Below are 15,862 nucleotides of genomic sequence, written 5' to 3' on the forward strand. Positions count from 1 at the left end.
AAAGTTAAACGTAAAGAGTGAGGTTATTAGACAGATTGAGAAGATAAGGCTAACATCAAACTTTGGTGTTAGCCCAATTTTCTTCTTGCGCTAACCTTAGCTCTCAACGAAGGGGGTCAAATTGTGCTAAGAGATTTATTCGTGAAAAAGAAAAAGTACGCTGCAATACCTTCAGAACAAGTACGAAAAGATGTACCGGATGGCGTTATGACAAAATGTCCGAAATGTAAAAAAATCATGTATACGAAAGAGGTTCTAAAAAATTTAAAAGTATGTGTGAATTGTGGATATCATCATCCTATGAATGCATGGGAACGTCTTGATAGTATATTGGACGAAGGGTCATTCCGTGAGTATGACAAAGAAATGGTTTCATTAAATCCACTCGAGTTTCCAGGATACGAAGAGAAACTAGAGAGCGATCGTAAGAAGACTGAATTGAACGAAGCGGTTGTAACTGGTGAAGGAACAATTGATGACATGCTTGTTGTTGTTGCAGTAATGGATTCTCGTTTTCGAATGGGCAGCATGGGCTCTGTTGTAGGAGAGAAAATTGCCCGTGCAGTTGAAAAAGCATACGACTTACAAGTTCCATTTATTATCTTTACTGCGTCGGGTGGTGCCCGTATGCAAGAAGGGATATTAAGTTTAATGCAAATGGCAAAAACAAGCGTAGCTTTGAAAAAGCATAGTAATGCAGGAGGGTTATTTATTTCTGTTATGACTCACCCAACGACGGGCGGGGTTTCAGCGAGTTTCGCTTCACTTGGTGATTACAATCTTGCAGAGCCAGGTGCACTTATCGGATTTGCTGGTAGACGTGTAATTGAACAAACAGTGCGTGAGAAACTACCGGAAGATTTCCAAACGGCAGAATTTTTATTAGAGCACGGTCAATTAGATGCGGTGGTGCATCGTGATGATATGAGAGAATCGCTCCGTAAGATTTTAGAAGTTCATCAAGGAGGGGAAATGGCTGTATGGCAGAGCTAGAATTTGAGAAACCAGTTGTTGAGCTAAGAAATAAGATTCGTGAACTGAAAGACTATACGAAAAACAGCCAGATGGACTTCAGTGAGGAGATTCGTATTTTGGAAGACAAGTTAGAAAAATTAGAGGAAGATATATACGGCAATATGAAAGTATGGGACCGTGTTCAAATTGCTCGTCATGCAGAACGACCGACAACGCTCGATTATATTGAGCACTTATTTACTAATTTTTTTGAATGTCATGGAGATCGCCTATTTGGCGACGATGCAGCGATTGTCGGCGGCATTGCGAAATATAAGGGGATGCCAGTAACTGTAATTGGGCATCAACGCGGAAAAGATACGAAAGAAAATATTCGTCGTAATTTTGGGATGCCTCATCCAGAAGGATATCGAAAAGCACTGCGTCTAATGAAACAAGCGGAAAAGTTTAATCGTCCTATTATTTGTTTCATTGATACGAAGGGAGCTTATCCTGGTAAAGCAGCTGAAGAACGTGGACAAAGTGAAGCGATCGCCCGTAATTTATTTGAAATGGCGGGTTTAACTGTACCTGTTATTTGTATTGTTATCGGTGAAGGTGGTAGTGGTGGTGCGTTAGGTCTTGGAGTAGGAGATTACATTCATATGCTGGAAAATTCCACGTATTCTGTTATTACACCAGAGGGTGCGGCGGCAATTCTTTGGAAAGATGCTGGTAAAGCAAAAGAAGCTGCAGAAGCGATGAAAATTACAGCATTAGATTTGAAAGAATTAGGTGTAATTGACGAAATTATTCCAGAGGCAAAAGGCGGAGCACATCGTAATATTTTAAAACAATCAGAAAATATAGATTTAATGCTTAAGAAAACTTTTGAACAATTAAGCGGAATTTCGAAAGATGAATTAATCGAAAAACGTTATGAAAAATATATGAAAATTGGGCAAGTTTCGTTTTCAAACGCTTCCATTGGGATAAAATAATAAAAGCGTGCGTTCCTCTTCGCGAATGCACGTTTTTATTATGAAAAGACACATCTTCTCCATTGTGTTTTTATATTTTTTCGTGTTATTTTATTATAAGGCAAATAATCTTTATGAGGTGAGTACAAATGAAACGTATTGGTGTATTAACAAGTGGTGGAGATTCACCTGGTATGAATGCTGCCATTCGTGCAGTTGTTCGTAAAGCGATTTTCCATGATATTGAAGTATATGGTATTTACCATGGATACGCTGGTTTAATTTCTGGTCATATTGAAAAATTAGAACTTGGTTCTGTTGGCGATATTATCCACCGTGGTGGTACAAAATTATATACAGCAAGATGTCCTGAGTTTAAAGATCCAGAAGTACGACTAAAAGGTATCGAGCAATTAAAGAAACACGGTATCGAAGGACTTGTTGTTATTGGTGGAGATGGTTCTTACCAAGGTGCTAAAAAATTAACTGAACAAGGATTCCCATGTGTTGGTGTACCAGGTACAATCGACAATGATATTCCTGGAACAGACTTCACAATTGGTTTCGATACAGCTTTAAATACTGTTATTGATGCAATTGATAAAATTCGTGACACAGCTACATCTCATGAACGTACATATGTTATCGAAGTAATGGGACGTCATGCTGGAGATATCGCATTATGGGCTGGTTTAGCTGATGGTGCTGAAACAATTTTAATTCCAGAAGAAGAGTATGACATGGAAGATGTTATTGCTCGTCTGAAGCGTGGTAGTGAACGTGGTAAAAAACACAGTATTATCATTGTGGCTGAAGGTGTTGGAAGTGCAATTGACATCGGTAAGCATATTGAAGAAGCAACAAACTTTGATACTCGTGTAACTGTGTTAGGTCACGTACAACGTGGTGGATCACCAAGTGCACAAGACCGTGTATTAGCAAGTCGTCTTGGCGCAAGAGCAGTTGAATTATTGATTGCTGGTAAAGGTGGACGTTGTGTAGGTATTCAAGATAATAAACTTGTTGATCATGACATTATCGAAGCGTTAGCTCAAAAGCATACAATCGATAAAGATATGTATCAATTATCTAAAGAATTATCCATCTAATCGGCTTAATGTCGGATATTTGGGAACGGTTTCATAATTTTCGGAGGTGCAATATGCGTAAAACTAAAATTGTATGTACTATAGGTCCTGCTAGTGAAAGTATTGAGAAATTAGAACAATTAATCGAAGCGGGTATGAACGTTGCTCGTTTAAACTTCTCTCATGGTAGCCATGAAGAGCACGGCGCTCGTATTAAAAATATTCGTGAAGCTTCAAAGAAAACTGGTAAAACAGTTGGTATCTTACTTGATACAAAAGGTCCAGAAATCCGTACTCACGACTTCGTAGACGGACAAGCTGAGCTTGTAACAGGTGCAGAAGTAGTTCTTTCTACTGAGCAAGTATTAGGTACTGCAGAGAAGTTCTCTGTATCTTATGCTGGTCTTTATGACGATGTAGACCCAGGTTCTCGTATTCTAATCGATGACGGTCTTATCGAACTAGAAGTAATCGAAAAAGCTGATGGAAACATCCGTACAAAAGTTCTTAACAGCGGAACTGTAAAAAATAAAAAAGGTGTTAACGTACCAAACGTAAGCATTAAGCTTCCTGGTATCACTGAAAAAGACGTAAAAGATATCATTTTCGGTATCGAGCAAAAAGTTGATTTCATCGCAGCTTCATTCGTACGTAAAGCATCTGACGTATTAGAAATCCGTGAATTATTAGAAGAGCATAAAGCTCAATATATCCAAATCGTACCAAAAATCGAAAACCAAGAGGGTATCGATAACATCGATTCAATCTTAGAAGTTTCTGACGGTTTAATGGTAGCTCGTGGTGATATGGGTGTAGAAATTCCACCAGAAGAAGTACCATTAGTACAAAAACGTCTAATCAAAAAATGTAACGTGTTAGGTAAACCAGTTATTACTGCGACACAAATGTTAGATTCTATGCAACGTAACCCACGTCCAACTCGTGCGGAAGCAAGTGACGTAGCTAACGCAATCTTCGACGGTACAGATGCAATCATGCTTTCAGGTGAAACAGCTGCTGGTCAATACCCAGTAGAAGCAGTAACTATGATGGCTAACATTGCGGTACGTGTTGAAAAATCATTACAGTATGAAGATATGTTCAAAAAACGTATTAAAGAGTTCACTCCAACAATTACAGATGCAATTAGCCAATCTGTTGCGCATACAGCACTTGCTCTTGATGTAGCTGCAATCGTAGCTCCAACAGAAAGTGGATATACTGCGAAAATGATCTCTAAATACCGTCCAAAATCTCCAATCGTAGCTGTAACATCTGACGAGCAAGTAGGACGTCGTCTTGCACTTGTTTGGGGTGTACAAGCATTTATGGCTGGAAAACGTGCAGCGTCTACTGACGAAATGTTAGATACTGCAATTCAAACAGGTATGGATGCAGGTCTAATTGGACTTGGAGACACTGTAGTAATCACTGCTGGTGTACCAGTTGCTGAAACGGGTACAACAAACTTAATGAAAATCCACGTTGTTGGTGAAGAAGTTGCAAAAGGACAAGGAATCGGTCGTAAAGCTGCAAAAGGTAAAGTAGTTGTAGCGAAAACAGCTGCTGAAGCTGTAGCGAACGTAAACAAAGGTGATATCCTTGTTACAACAAGCACTGATAAAGATATGATTCCTGCAATTGAAAAAGCTGCTGCTCTAGTTGTAGAAGAAGGCGGCCTAACAAGCCACGCGGCTGTTGTAGGTGTATCAATCGGTATTCCTGTTATCGTTGGTGTAAACGGCGTAACAGCAACTTTAAAAAATGGCCAAGAAGTAACAGTTGATGCGGCACGCGGAATTGTTTATAATGGACATGCGGAAGTGCTATAAGTAATACGGAGAGAAGGATCGGAGTCCTTCTCTTTTTTTTACACAAAAATGAGTTGTAACTAGCTTGAGACGTCTGAAATTGCTTTTAAAAGCTATTTATTATGAGGTTTGATAAGAAATGTATTCGGCTTTTATATGGTGTATATGAGCGTTGTGAGGGCGTTTAAAGCGATGGTATATGAGAGGGGTGTAGAACTATGAAGTGGTTACTATTCTTGTTTATTTTAATACCGGCGATTGAGATTACAGTCTTAATTGGATCGAGTCATGTAATAGGTTTATGGTCTACGTTCGCTATGATTGTATTTACGGGTGTTGTAGGTGTCTATTTGGCGAAAAGGCAAGGATTTAAAGTACTTGGAGAGATTCAATCTAAGTTGAATAGAGGAGAAATGCCAGGAGCGGCAGTACTCGATGGTATTTTTATCTTTGTAGGAGGTATCCTTTTGGTACTTCCTGGATATGTAACGGATATAATAGGCTTTATCTTTGTTCTTCCTGTGACGAGGGCTTTATTGAAGCCGTTTGTTATGAAATGGATGGAATGGAAGTTTAGAAAGAACTCTACTATTATCGTTCAGAAATAGTGCTTAGATTATAGCGATCTAAGCACTATTTTTTTTGCCCGCAAAAGGATGGGGGTGGATGAAGCTCTGTTAATTAAAGTTTTGTTATATCATGCTTTAAAATTTGGCGAGTGCGAAGGAGTTAAGTAGAAGTCGGATTGCCCATGAAAGTTAATAATCGGTGGTGGAAAAAATCCGTATTAATCGTTATCTTACTTTAGTATATTTGCTGTGTGTTTTGTGATTGGATATGTGATTTGGGGAGTTGGTAGCTCTTAATGAGTGTGCTGTAAGAAAAAAATGTGAACTCAAACTTGTTTTTGTATATAAAAAGAATCAATTGTCATCGAAAAAAGTTAGATACGAGCAGGAAAGTTATTAGTTTAAGTCTCATTCTAAGTTGTTTTGTATATTTATTCATTTACATAAAAAGTAATAAATGTAAGTAATAATTATGAAAATGATAGAATAAATATGTAAAAAGGCATCAAAATATGCGTTTTTTATACAAAAAAACAAGAGAATGATCCTTTTTGGGTGCAATTCTCTTGTTGGATGTAATGAGTATGAAAAATAAGTACAAGGAATAATCAGTGGGATTTTCCCACTGATTACATGTAAGTTTTTGTTGTATATGAATTAGAAACTATTATTTTGAAGGTGAGCCTTTAATATATTTCCACAAATCATGGAATACACGAGCTTTGTGCAATGTATTAAGTAGTACTAAGGTGACTGGACCGATGATTAATCCTAAAAAGCCAAAGAGTTTAAAGCCGACAAATAGAGCAATCAGTGTTGCTAATGGATCGAGGCCGATATTAGAAGAAAGTACTTTAGGCTCCATAATTTGTCTTTGGACAATCACGACGATGTATAAGATGAGAAGACCGATGGCGAAAGCAGTGTCGCCAGTGAAAAATACGTATATAACCCAAGGAACGAAGACGGCGCCTGTTCCTAGATACGGGAGTAAATCTACAACCCCTGTAATAATCGCGATAGTAATGGCGTATGGTACGCGTAATATTAACAGTCCGATTAGTACAATAACAGTTGTCATAGATACGAGTGTAAGTTGAGCTTTAACAAAACCAAATAAAGCTTTTCTTAAATCAACAAAAATAGTTTTTCCATAGCCATGAACACGATTTGGCAAAAATTTTCTTACTTTCTGAGCAAGACGGTGCCAATCGTAACTAATGAAGAAAGTGGCTAATAAAACGAATACAAGAACAGTTAAAGTTGTTGGTAATGCACTAATGAAATTTGTTAACCCGCTGATAATAGCAGTTAAAAGTTCTTTCATTTGCGTCGTTGCTTCGGTTCCTAAGTTTTGAATGTTTTGTGTAATCGTATAGCGCTGTGGTTCCCCAAGATGATTAAATTTAGAAATTAAATCATCATAGAGAGGCATAATATGATTAAGTGCAAATTGTTGCGCGAATGCAACGATATCTGGAAACTTTACTGTAACAAGTTGTAGTAAGTATGTTGTGGCAGATATTGCTTCTGTTACAAGATATGTAACGAGTCCGACGATAGCTCCGAATACGAGAATTAAGCTAACGAGTACTGCTAGTGCGCGAGGAAATTGTAGTTTTTGATTAAGGAAATTGACGACAGGATTAATCAAATAAGCAAATGCGAAAGCGATAATAAAAGGGTAGATAAGTCCTGACATATATAGTAATGCATAGAACCCGGCTACCGTTGCTACAATGACAAATATGAGTCGCAATATCATATATAGTAAGTTTCGGTTCAAAGATGTATACCTCCCATTCCAATTTGGATTATCCTAATTCGTTCAACTTATAACGAGTGTGTCGCCACTGATTAAAGTTTCACTTTATGTTATAGTGGAATGATGGATTTTTCCTGCTTTTTCAGTATATGGGTGACCGGAAAAGCTTGGTGTTGATGCTTCTACTATATGGTAAAAACTTCATTTTCTCTTCTTTTTATTTTACCTGTTTCTTATTAGAAAAGAAAGGAGAGACGACCGTTTTTAAAAATGTATATATGCTTAAATTTTTGATGGTTAGCGTTTCGATTTGTCATTTTAAAATATGTAAAAAATGAAGTGGTTATTGTTGCATATACATCGATATAGCATGTATAACGATAGGTTTAAAAGTATTTTTGTTTGGAAATGAGTTCATTATTTTCAGAAAGGAAGTGCAAACATGATTAGTCAGTCAACGTTATTTTTATTCATACTACTTATTATAGGACTTATTGCGAAAAACCAATCGCTTACTGTAGCCATTGGTGTGTTATTTTTATTGAAATTTACGTTTTTAGGAGATAAAGTCTTTCCTTATCTACAAACGAAAGGGATTAACCTCGGTGTTACGGTTATTACAATAGCAGTACTCGTACCGATTGCGACAGGGGAAATAGGTTTTAAACAACTTGGAGAAGCGGCGAAATCGTATTATGCATGGATTGCTTTAGCTTCAGGGGTAGCGGTGGCTTTGTTAGCGAAAGGCGGCGTACAATTATTGACGACGGATCCTCATATTACAACTGCGCTCGTTTTCGGTACAATTATAGCGGTTGCTTTATTTAATGGGGTTGCTGTAGGTCCATTAATTGGGGCTGGAATTGCCTATGCAGTTATGAGTATTATACAGATGTTTAAATAAGGAATTTTATAGTAATATAAAATTTTTGAATTCTTTCTGTTCACAAAAGTCAGATAATTGTTTATAATAGGATTAGAAACTTTGAAAAGTTACATAACAGCAGAGACTTTACACCAGATAAAATAAAAACAACATAAAACAATTTTATAATGATATTGTTTTATGTTGTTTTTATCATAAAACTCTTCGGAATTAATTTTCCTCACTAACTTGTTGTTTTGAGCGTGAGGATTCGGGGAGACATTCACGCTCATGCTTTCCATGTAAACAATGGACATAAGAGGGGAACATCGCAACAAATTTGCATGATCGTGCATTTTGCTTGCCTAAAGAGTGAACGGGCGTTCATAATTCAAAAGGGGAGCAAATAGATATAAGGAGCAAGGTTGGGAGAATTTTCAGGAAAAGGAGAGAATGTCATGACTGTTATTCGAGGTTTAGAAGGGGTAGTAGCAACAACATCATCTGTGAGCTCTATTATTGATGATACATTAACGTATGTTGGGTATAATATTGATGATTTAGCTGAGAATGCTACATTTGAAGAAGTAGTGTACTTATTATGGCATCGCAAGCTTCCTAATGAACAAGAACTAGCGAAATTTAAAGAAACTGTATCGGAATACTATAAAGTTCCAGGTGAGATTTTAACATATTTGAAACAAGTAGATTTAAAAATTGCACATCCGATGTCTGTTTTACGAACTGCAATTTCCATGCTATCATTATACGATGAGAGCGCTGAAATTATGGATGAAAACTCCAATTATTTGAAAGCGGTTAAATTGCAGGCTCAAGTGGGAACTTTAGTTGCTGCTTATGCAAGAATTCGTAAAGGTTTAGATATTGTTGAGCCTAGAAACGATTTATCATTAGCTGCAAACTTCTTGTATATGTTAAATGATCGCGAGCCAAATGAAGTTGAAATTGAAGCTTTTGATAAGGCGCTTGTACTTCATGCAGATCATGAGTTAAACGCTTCTACATTTACTGCACGTGTTTGTGTAGCTACACTTTCAGATGTATATTCTGGTATTACGGCAGCAATCGGTGCGTTAAAAGGTCCTCTTCACGGCGGGGCAAATGAAAATGTAATGAAGATGTTAACTGAAATTGGCGAAGAAGAAAATGTAGAATCATATATTCATAATGCTCTTCAAAATAAAGTGAAAATCATGGGCTTTGGCCACCGTGTATATGAGCAGGGTGATCCGCGTGCGAAACATTTACGCGAAATGTCCAAGAGATTATGCGTGCTTTTAGGAGAAGACAAATGGTATAATATGTCTATCAAAATTGAAGACATTGTAACAAAAGAAAAAGGTCTTCCACCAAATGTTGATTTCTATTCAGCTTCTGTATACCATTGTTTAGGAATTGACCATGACTTATTTACACCTATTTTTGCAATTAGCCGTATGTCAGGCTGGTTAGCTCATATTCTAGAACAATATGAAAACAACCGTTTAATCCGTCCACGTGCTGATTATAATGGACCAACACATCAAGTGTATGTTCCAATTGCACAACGATAAGCGAAAAACACTATTTTGATAGTGAAAATACGCTTTCAAAAGTCTGATTTTTTCGGAAAGACGTAATGATTAGAATATTTTAATTTGAATAACGGTTTGAACTGAGGGGTTATTCCCTCAGTTTCATACATATGAAATTTCAAACATGGGGGTTATCACATTGACGACAGGTGAAAAAATTACTGTAACTAACGGTGTTATGAATGTACCAAACAATCCGATTATTCCATTTATCGAAGGAGATGGAATTGGTCCTGATATTTGGGCAGCTGCATCTCGTGTACTAGAAGCAGCAGTTGAAAAAGCTTATGATGGTGAGAAGAAAATCGTTTGGAAAGAAGTGCTTGCAGGGGAAAAAGCATTCAACCAAACAGGCGAGTGGTTACCAGAAGAAACTTTAAATTTAATCCGTGAATATTTAATCGCGATTAAAGGTCCACTTACAACTCCAGTTGGCGGTGGTATTCGTTCTCTAAACGTAGCACTTCGTCAAGAGTTAGATTTATATGTATGTCTACGTCCAGTTCGTTATTTTGAAGGTGTTCCTTCACCTGTAAAACGTCCGGAAGATACTGATATGGTTATTTTCCGTGAGAATACAGAAGACATTTATGCTGGAATTGAATATGCACAAGGATCTCCAGAAGCAGAAAAAGTTCTTGCTTTCTTAAAAGAAGCAATGGGCGTTAATAAAATCCGCTTCCCAGAAACATCTGGTATTGGTATTAAACCAATCTCAGAAGAAGGGACAAAGCGTCTTGTTCGTGCTGCAATTCAATATGCAATTAACGAAAAACGTTCTTCTGTTACATTAGTTCATAAAGGAAACATTATGAAATTTACAGAAGGTGCTTTCAAAAACTGGGGTTACGAAGTAGCGGAACAAGAATTCGGCGATAAAGTATTTACTTGGGCTGAATATGACCGTATCGTTGAGAAAGATGGTAAAGATGCAGCGAATAAAGCGATGGCAGATGCTGAAGTGGCTGGAAAAATCATCGTAAAAGATTCTATTGCAGACATCTTCTTACAACAAATTTTAACTCGTCCACGTGAGTTCGATGTTGTTGCAACAATGAACTTAAACGGAGACTATATCTCTGATGCACTTGCTGCACAAGTAGGTGGAATTGGTATTGCACCTGGTGCAAACATTAACTATGTGACTGGACATGCTATCTTTGAAGCTACACACGGTACAGCTCCAAAATATGCAGGTTTAGACAAAGTAAACCCATCTTCAGTTCTTCTTTCAGGTGTATTATTATTAGAGCACTTAGGATGGAACGAAGCTGCGAAATTAGTAACTGCTTCTGTTGAGAACACAATTGCTTCAAAAGTAGTAACTTATGATTTCGCACGCTTAATGGAAGGTGCAACAGAAGTGAAATGTTCTGAGTTCGCTAATGAACTTATTAAAAACATGGATGTAGCGATAATCAAAAACGCATAATTAAAGCGGGGGGTAAATTATGACAATCAAACGCAAGAAAGTTTCAGTCATCGGTGCAGGATTTACAGGAGCAACAACAGCATTCTTATTAGCACAAAAAGAACTTGCAGATGTTGTATTAGTGGACATTCCACAACTGGAAAATCCAACAAAAGGGAAAGCGTTAGATATGTTAGAAGCGAGCCCAGTACAAGGTTTTGATGCTAACATTATTGGAACATCTGATTACGCAGATACTGCTGATTCTGACGTTATCGTTATTACAGCAGGTATTGCACGTAAGCCTGGTATGAGCCGTGATGACTTAGTAGCAACAAACTCTAAAATTATGAAAAGTATTACGCGCGACATTGCAAAACATTCACCAAATGCGATTATTCTTGTATTAACAAATCCAGTTGATGCAATGACATATTCTGTATTTAAAGAAGCAGGATTCCCGAAAGAGCGTGTTATCGGTCAATCGGGCGTATTAGATACAGCTCGTTTCCGTACATTTATTGCACAAGAATTAAATCTTTCTGTGAAAGACATTACAGGATTTGTTCTTGGTGGCCACGGTGACGATATGGTACCTCTTGTGCGTTATTCTTATGCAGGTGGCATTCCGTTAGAAACGTTAATTCCGAAAGAGCGTTTAGAAGCAATCGTAGAACGTACCCGTAAAGGTGGCGGCGAAATTGTAGGCTTATTAGGAAACGGTAGTGCATATTACGCACCAGCTGCTTCTTTAGTTGAAATGACAGAAGCAATCTTAAAAGATCAACGCCGTGTATTACCGGCTATTGCGTACCTTGAAGGTGAATATGGTTATAGCGACCTTTACTTAGGGGTACCAGTAATTCTAGGTGGTAACGGAATTGAAAAAATTATTGAGTTAGAACTTCTTGCAGATGAAAGAGAAGCGTTAGATCGCTCTGTAGAATCTGTACGTAATGTTATGAAGGTTCTTGTTTAATAATTAAATATAAGTGGAAAAAGATTCGGGGCCCCGAATCTTTTTCTACTATTTATTCAAATGTTTTTTTGAAATAATATGAAAACGCTATCATTTGGTGTATCCTATAATGAAACTATAGATTTATACTATACATTGCCCTCATCATAGTAAATTTCGGATCAGGTATCGCTATTAGTAGGATAATAAGGTGAAAAAATCGGAGGGGGTTGTAACATGTTAAAGAAAAAAGTTCAAATTGGTCGTAGAATGGATGAAATTACAGTAGGAGAGAAATTATCTATCACTGAAAAAATTGAGGATAAAGATTTGTTATTGTACTTAGGGTTAACGAATGATGCCAATCCATTATATATTCAGCATGATTACGCATCCCAAACTCCGTATGAAAAGCCGATTGTACCAAGCATTATGCTAACGGGAATGATTACAACGGCAGTTACGAAATATTTACCAGGTCCAGGTAGTCATATTACAAGGAAGGACCTTACGTTCGTGAAGCATGTTCACCATTATGAAACGTTACAAATCCACTTTGAAGTTGTGGCTGTTTCCGAGGAGGAACATACAATTGATATGCTTGTATCTGCCCATGATGAAAAAGGAGAAACGGTTGTAAAGGGCTCTTTAACAGTAACGCCGCCTTTTAAATCAGTTTCTATTATGGAAAAAGCATTAGATAATTTTTAAAACATAAAAATATGAATAGCGCTAGCATACCTTAATATAAGGGGCTAGCGCTATTTTTAGTTGAGGAATCCTTCTTTGAACCCTTCAGCAAATTCTGAACAACCTGTTTTAATCGTATCCCAGCTCGGTACGTTAAAGGTAAGGAAACATGTAACTACTAAAGTTAAAATAGGTAGTAATATTCGCATAATAGACCTCTCTGCATACTGTTTATTTATATATTTAAATTAATAATATATTTATTGGTAATTGAAGTCAATGAAAGGTGTGATTTTTAAGGTGAAGTGGAAAAAAGAAGACGTTATCTTTGAAACGATGAGAGAAGCTGAAGTGTGGGCAGACGCGGTCGCGAATGAAATGTACGGAAGAGTATTTGATGGATATGAAACGCTAGACTATAAAATAGCGTATGCTCTTACGTTTTTTTTAGCGCAAAATCGAGAATTTAATATTTATACGAATGTGGAGTTTAATAACGATATAAAAGTGTATAAAGTATGGATAATAACAAATTAATTAAGCCGAGTGTAATTGTTTTTAGGAATAATGATAGTACAAATGAGCTCCATGTATAGACAATTATATTGAGAGGGACCTTGTTTTCTAGTATGATGAGAATAACGGGGAAAATACTAGGATGAAGAAGGTTTCAAGTCTATAACTTGGAGGAAAAGAATGAACAATCGTATTTTAGTAGTTGATGATGAGGAGTTTATCTTAACTTTAATTGAATTTAATCTACAACAAGCTGGGTTTGAAGTGATAACAGCGATGGATGGAGAAATGGCGCTTCAAAAAGCGACAACAGAACGCCCAGATTTAATTATATTAGATTTAATGCTTCCAAAAATGGATGGTATGGAAGTGTGTAAAGAATTACGATTGCAGCGCGTTATGACGCCGATTTTAATGTTAACAGCAAAAGATGATGAATTTGATAAGGTGCTAGGTCTTGAACTTGGGGCAGATGATTATATGACGAAGCCGTTTAGCCCGAGGGAAGTTGTTGCGCGTGTGAAGGCAATTTTGCGCCGTACGAAATTGCAACAAGAAGAACAAGTTAAAGAAACATCAGATGAAGAGAGCATTACAATTGCTGAACTTAAAATTTTGCCGGAATTTTATGAGGCTTATTTCCAAGGAAGAAAGCTTGAATTAACACCAAAAGAATTTGAACTACTTGTTTATCTTGCGAAAAATAAAAGTCGCGTGTTGACACGTGATCAATTATTAAGTGCTGTATGGAACTATGATTTTGCTGGTGATACACGAATTGTTGACGTTCATATTAGCCATTTGCGCGATAAAATTGAACAAAATACGAAAAAACCGACGTACATTAAAACGATACGTGGTTTAGGATATAAATTAGAGGAGCCAAAAGGGGATGAATAAATTTCGTTCCAGGCTTCTTTTTACATTTGTTTCTCTTATTGTTTTTATTTTAGTTGGACTAGGTTTATTGCTGGAAACTGTGTTTGAAAACTACTATATAGAACATGCAAAAGAGAGAATGGTAAAAGAGACAGAGTATGTTGCAGTATTAGCAGAAGAACAAGGTTTTGATGATGTCTTAAAAAATCCATATGTATTTGAAAAGTTAGAAGAAAAAATACAGGCTTCTATTGCATTTGTAGATGAAAAAAAGAAAGTGCAATATAGCGGCGGAGAACAGTCTGCGTTTAGCCAAGGGATAATGAAAGAACTTACTTCTGAAACAACGAAACAAAGAAATAAAGTCATTACGAAAGAAACAGATCAGAATAATGAATTTTACCATGCGGTGTTCGTTCAAGATGTGGCAGGGAAACAAGGGTATATTTTGGTAAAAAGTACAATTGAGCCTTTGAAAGCTGTTCATCAAAAAACGTGGGGATTATTAATTATCGGATTTGTTATCGCTTGTCTCGTAGTCGTATTTTTAGGTATGAAAATTACAGGGCAATATATTAGGCCGATTGAATCCGTTACGAAAGTGGCTATTGAATTAGCGAAGGGAAATTATAAAGCACGCGCTTATGAAAGTCATTCAGATGAAACAGGAATGCTGAGTAAAGCGATTAATATTTTAGCCCGTAATTTACAAGAGATGACACTTGAGCAAGAAATGCAACAAGATCGTCTGCATACGTTAATTGAAAATATGGGCAGCGGAATGATTTTAATTGATAGCCGCGGTTATATAAACCTTGTAAACCGTTCGTATAAGGAGACTTTCCACGTAACAGATGAAGAATATTTAGATCGTTTATATTATGAATCGTTTCATCATACAGAAATTATAGAGCTCGTGGAAGAAATCTTTATGACAGAAGTGAAAGTGCGTAAACAAATGTTATTGCCGCTTGGAATTGAGCGAAAGCATTTCGAAGTATATGGAGCACCAATTATTGGGACGAACCATGAATGGAAAGGGATTGTCCTTGTATTCCATGACATTACTGAGCTAAAGAAATTAGAACAAATGAGAAAAGACTTTTTAGCGAATGTTTCTCATGAACTAAAGACACCGATTACTTCTATTAAAGGTTTTTCAGAAACGCTCTTGGACGGTGCGATGGATAATAAAAAATTCTGCGAACATTTCTTGCACATTATTTTAAAAGAAAGTGAACGCATGCAAGGGTTAATTGAAGATTTATTAGATTTATCAAAGATTGAGCAACAAGGATTTAAATTGAGTATGGGGACCGTTGATATGAAGGGACTTCTTGAAGACATTCATATGGTGCTTGATAACAAAGCAGGAGAAAAAGAAATTTCTTTACAAGTAAATGCGCTAAAAGGAGTCTCGGTCATTGGAGATCCGAGTCGTTTGAAGCAAATCTTTATTAATTTAATAAATAACGCAATCGTATACACGCCGGCTGGAGGCGTTGTTTCTGTAGAATTAGCAGAAGATAAATATAATGCTTATATAAAAGTATCGGATACGGGAATTGGTATTAGTAAAGATGAAATTCCGCGTATTTTTGAACGCTTTTACCGAGTGGATAAAGCGAGAAGTAGAAATACTGGTGGTACAGGCCTTGGGTTATCAATTGTAAAGCATTTAGTTGAGGCGCATCACGGTACGATTACAGTGGATAGTGAAGTTGGGGAAGGGACAACATTTACAGTTGTTTTACCAAAATCAGCAACCGAAAAATAGGATG

15 protein-coding genes are annotated in these 15,862 nt (G+C 36.8%); 13 read left to right on the forward strand and 2 right to left on the reverse strand.

The genetic code is table 11. The features are described from left to right. Positions 1-123 precede the first annotated feature (123 nt). From accD to BAQ44_RS02040, 5 genes are all read left to right on the forward strand, one after another. Positions 124-993, forward strand: a complete 870-nt coding sequence (accD, locus tag BAQ44_RS02020) for an acetyl-CoA carboxylase, carboxyltransferase subunit beta (protein WP_000942872.1) — start codon at positions 124-126, stop codon at positions 991-993. Next, positions 981-1,955, forward strand: a complete 975-nt coding sequence (gene accA / locus BAQ44_RS02025) for an acetyl-CoA carboxylase carboxyl transferase subunit alpha (RefSeq protein WP_000818786.1) — start codon at positions 981-983, stop codon at positions 1,953-1,955. Before accD ends, accA begins: the two co-directional genes overlap by 13 nt. Before the next feature lie 128 nt (positions 1,956-2,083). Further along, the gene (gene pfkA, locus BAQ44_RS02030; RefSeq protein ID WP_000821161.1) at positions 2,084-3,043 is read left to right on the forward strand and encodes a 6-phosphofructokinase; all 960 of its coding nucleotides are present in this window, start codon (positions 2,084-2,086) and stop codon (positions 3,041-3,043) included. 53 nt (positions 3,044-3,096) lie between these two features. After that, positions 3,097-4,854, forward strand: coding sequence for a pyruvate kinase (gene pyk / locus BAQ44_RS02035; RefSeq protein WP_063262648.1), 1,758 nt, complete (start codon positions 3,097-3,099; stop codon positions 4,852-4,854). Between the two features lie 197 nt (positions 4,855-5,051). Beyond that, positions 5,052-5,441, forward strand: coding sequence for an FxsA family protein (locus BAQ44_RS02040; protein WP_061677040.1), 390 nt, complete (start codon positions 5,052-5,054; stop codon positions 5,439-5,441). A 628-nt stretch (positions 5,442-6,069) separates the two neighbouring features. Here the strand turns inward: BAQ44_RS02040 and ytvI are convergent. Next, on the reverse strand, positions 6,070-7,188 hold the full coding sequence (ytvI, locus tag BAQ44_RS02045; RefSeq protein ID WP_001081377.1) for a sporulation integral membrane protein YtvI: 1,119 nt from the start codon (positions 7,186-7,188) through the stop codon (positions 6,070-6,072). A 421-nt stretch (positions 7,189-7,609) separates the two neighbouring features. On the opposite strand from ytvI, the gene BAQ44_RS02050 reads away from it, so the two are divergent. The 5 genes from BAQ44_RS02050 to BAQ44_RS02075 all read left to right on the forward strand — a co-directional run bounded on the left by BAQ44_RS02050 (position 7,610) and on the right by BAQ44_RS02075 (position 12,707). Beyond that, positions 7,610-8,071 carry a DUF441 domain-containing protein gene (locus BAQ44_RS02050; RefSeq protein ID WP_000625507.1) on the forward strand — a complete coding sequence of 154 codons (462 nt, stop codon included), beginning with the start codon at positions 7,610-7,612 and terminating at the stop codon, positions 8,069-8,071. A gap of 386 nt (positions 8,072-8,457) precedes the next feature. Further along, a complete protein-coding gene (citZ, locus tag BAQ44_RS02060) occupies positions 8,458-9,606 on the forward strand; it encodes a citrate synthase (RefSeq protein ID WP_175562471.1) in 1,149 nt (382 codons plus the stop codon). A 160-nt stretch (positions 9,607-9,766) separates the two neighbouring features. After that, positions 9,767-11,059: an NADP-dependent isocitrate dehydrogenase gene (icd, locus tag BAQ44_RS02065; protein WP_000206899.1), complete on the forward strand. Its 1,293-nt coding sequence runs from the start codon at positions 9,767-9,769 to the stop codon at positions 11,057-11,059. 19 nt (positions 11,060-11,078) lie between these two features. After that, entirely contained in the window at positions 11,079-12,017 is a 939-nt protein-coding gene (gene mdh / locus BAQ44_RS02070; protein ID WP_063262650.1) for a malate dehydrogenase, read from the forward strand. Positions 12,018-12,233: 216 nt separating this feature from the next. Beyond that, positions 12,234-12,707, forward strand: a complete 474-nt coding sequence (locus tag BAQ44_RS02075) for a MaoC family dehydratase (RefSeq protein ID WP_000914190.1) — start codon at positions 12,234-12,236, stop codon at positions 12,705-12,707. Positions 12,708-12,763: 56 nt separating this feature from the next. Here BAQ44_RS02075 and BAQ44_RS31540 read toward each other — a convergent pair whose 3' ends face one another. Then, on the reverse strand, positions 12,764-12,895 hold the full coding sequence (locus BAQ44_RS31540; RefSeq protein ID WP_081110167.1) for a hypothetical protein: 132 nt from the start codon (positions 12,893-12,895) through the stop codon (positions 12,764-12,766). A gap of 91 nt (positions 12,896-12,986) precedes the next feature. On the opposite strand from BAQ44_RS31540, the gene BAQ44_RS02080 reads away from it, so the two are divergent. The 3 genes from BAQ44_RS02080 to phoR all read left to right on the forward strand — a co-directional run bounded on the left by BAQ44_RS02080 (position 12,987) and on the right by phoR (position 15,858). Further along, positions 12,987-13,223, forward strand: a complete 237-nt coding sequence (locus tag BAQ44_RS02080; protein ID WP_071720488.1) for a hypothetical protein — start codon at positions 12,987-12,989, stop codon at positions 13,221-13,223. 159 nt (positions 13,224-13,382) lie between these two features. Then, positions 13,383-14,102 carry a two-component system response regulator PhoP gene (gene phoP, locus BAQ44_RS02085; protein WP_061677044.1) on the forward strand — a complete coding sequence of 240 codons (720 nt, stop codon included), beginning with the start codon at positions 13,383-13,385 and terminating at the stop codon, positions 14,100-14,102. Then, a complete protein-coding gene (gene phoR, locus BAQ44_RS02090) occupies positions 14,095-15,858 on the forward strand; it encodes a sensory box histidine kinase PhoR (protein WP_063262652.1) in 1,764 nt (587 codons plus the stop codon). The genes phoP and phoR overlap by 8 nt, the downstream gene beginning before the upstream one ends. Positions 15,859-15,862 lie beyond the last annotated feature (4 nt).

This window comes from Bacillus mobilis, assembly GCF_001884045.1.
In the GTDB taxonomy this organism is placed as follows: Bacteria; Bacillota; Bacilli; order Bacillales; family Bacillaceae_G; genus Bacillus_A; species Bacillus_A mobilis.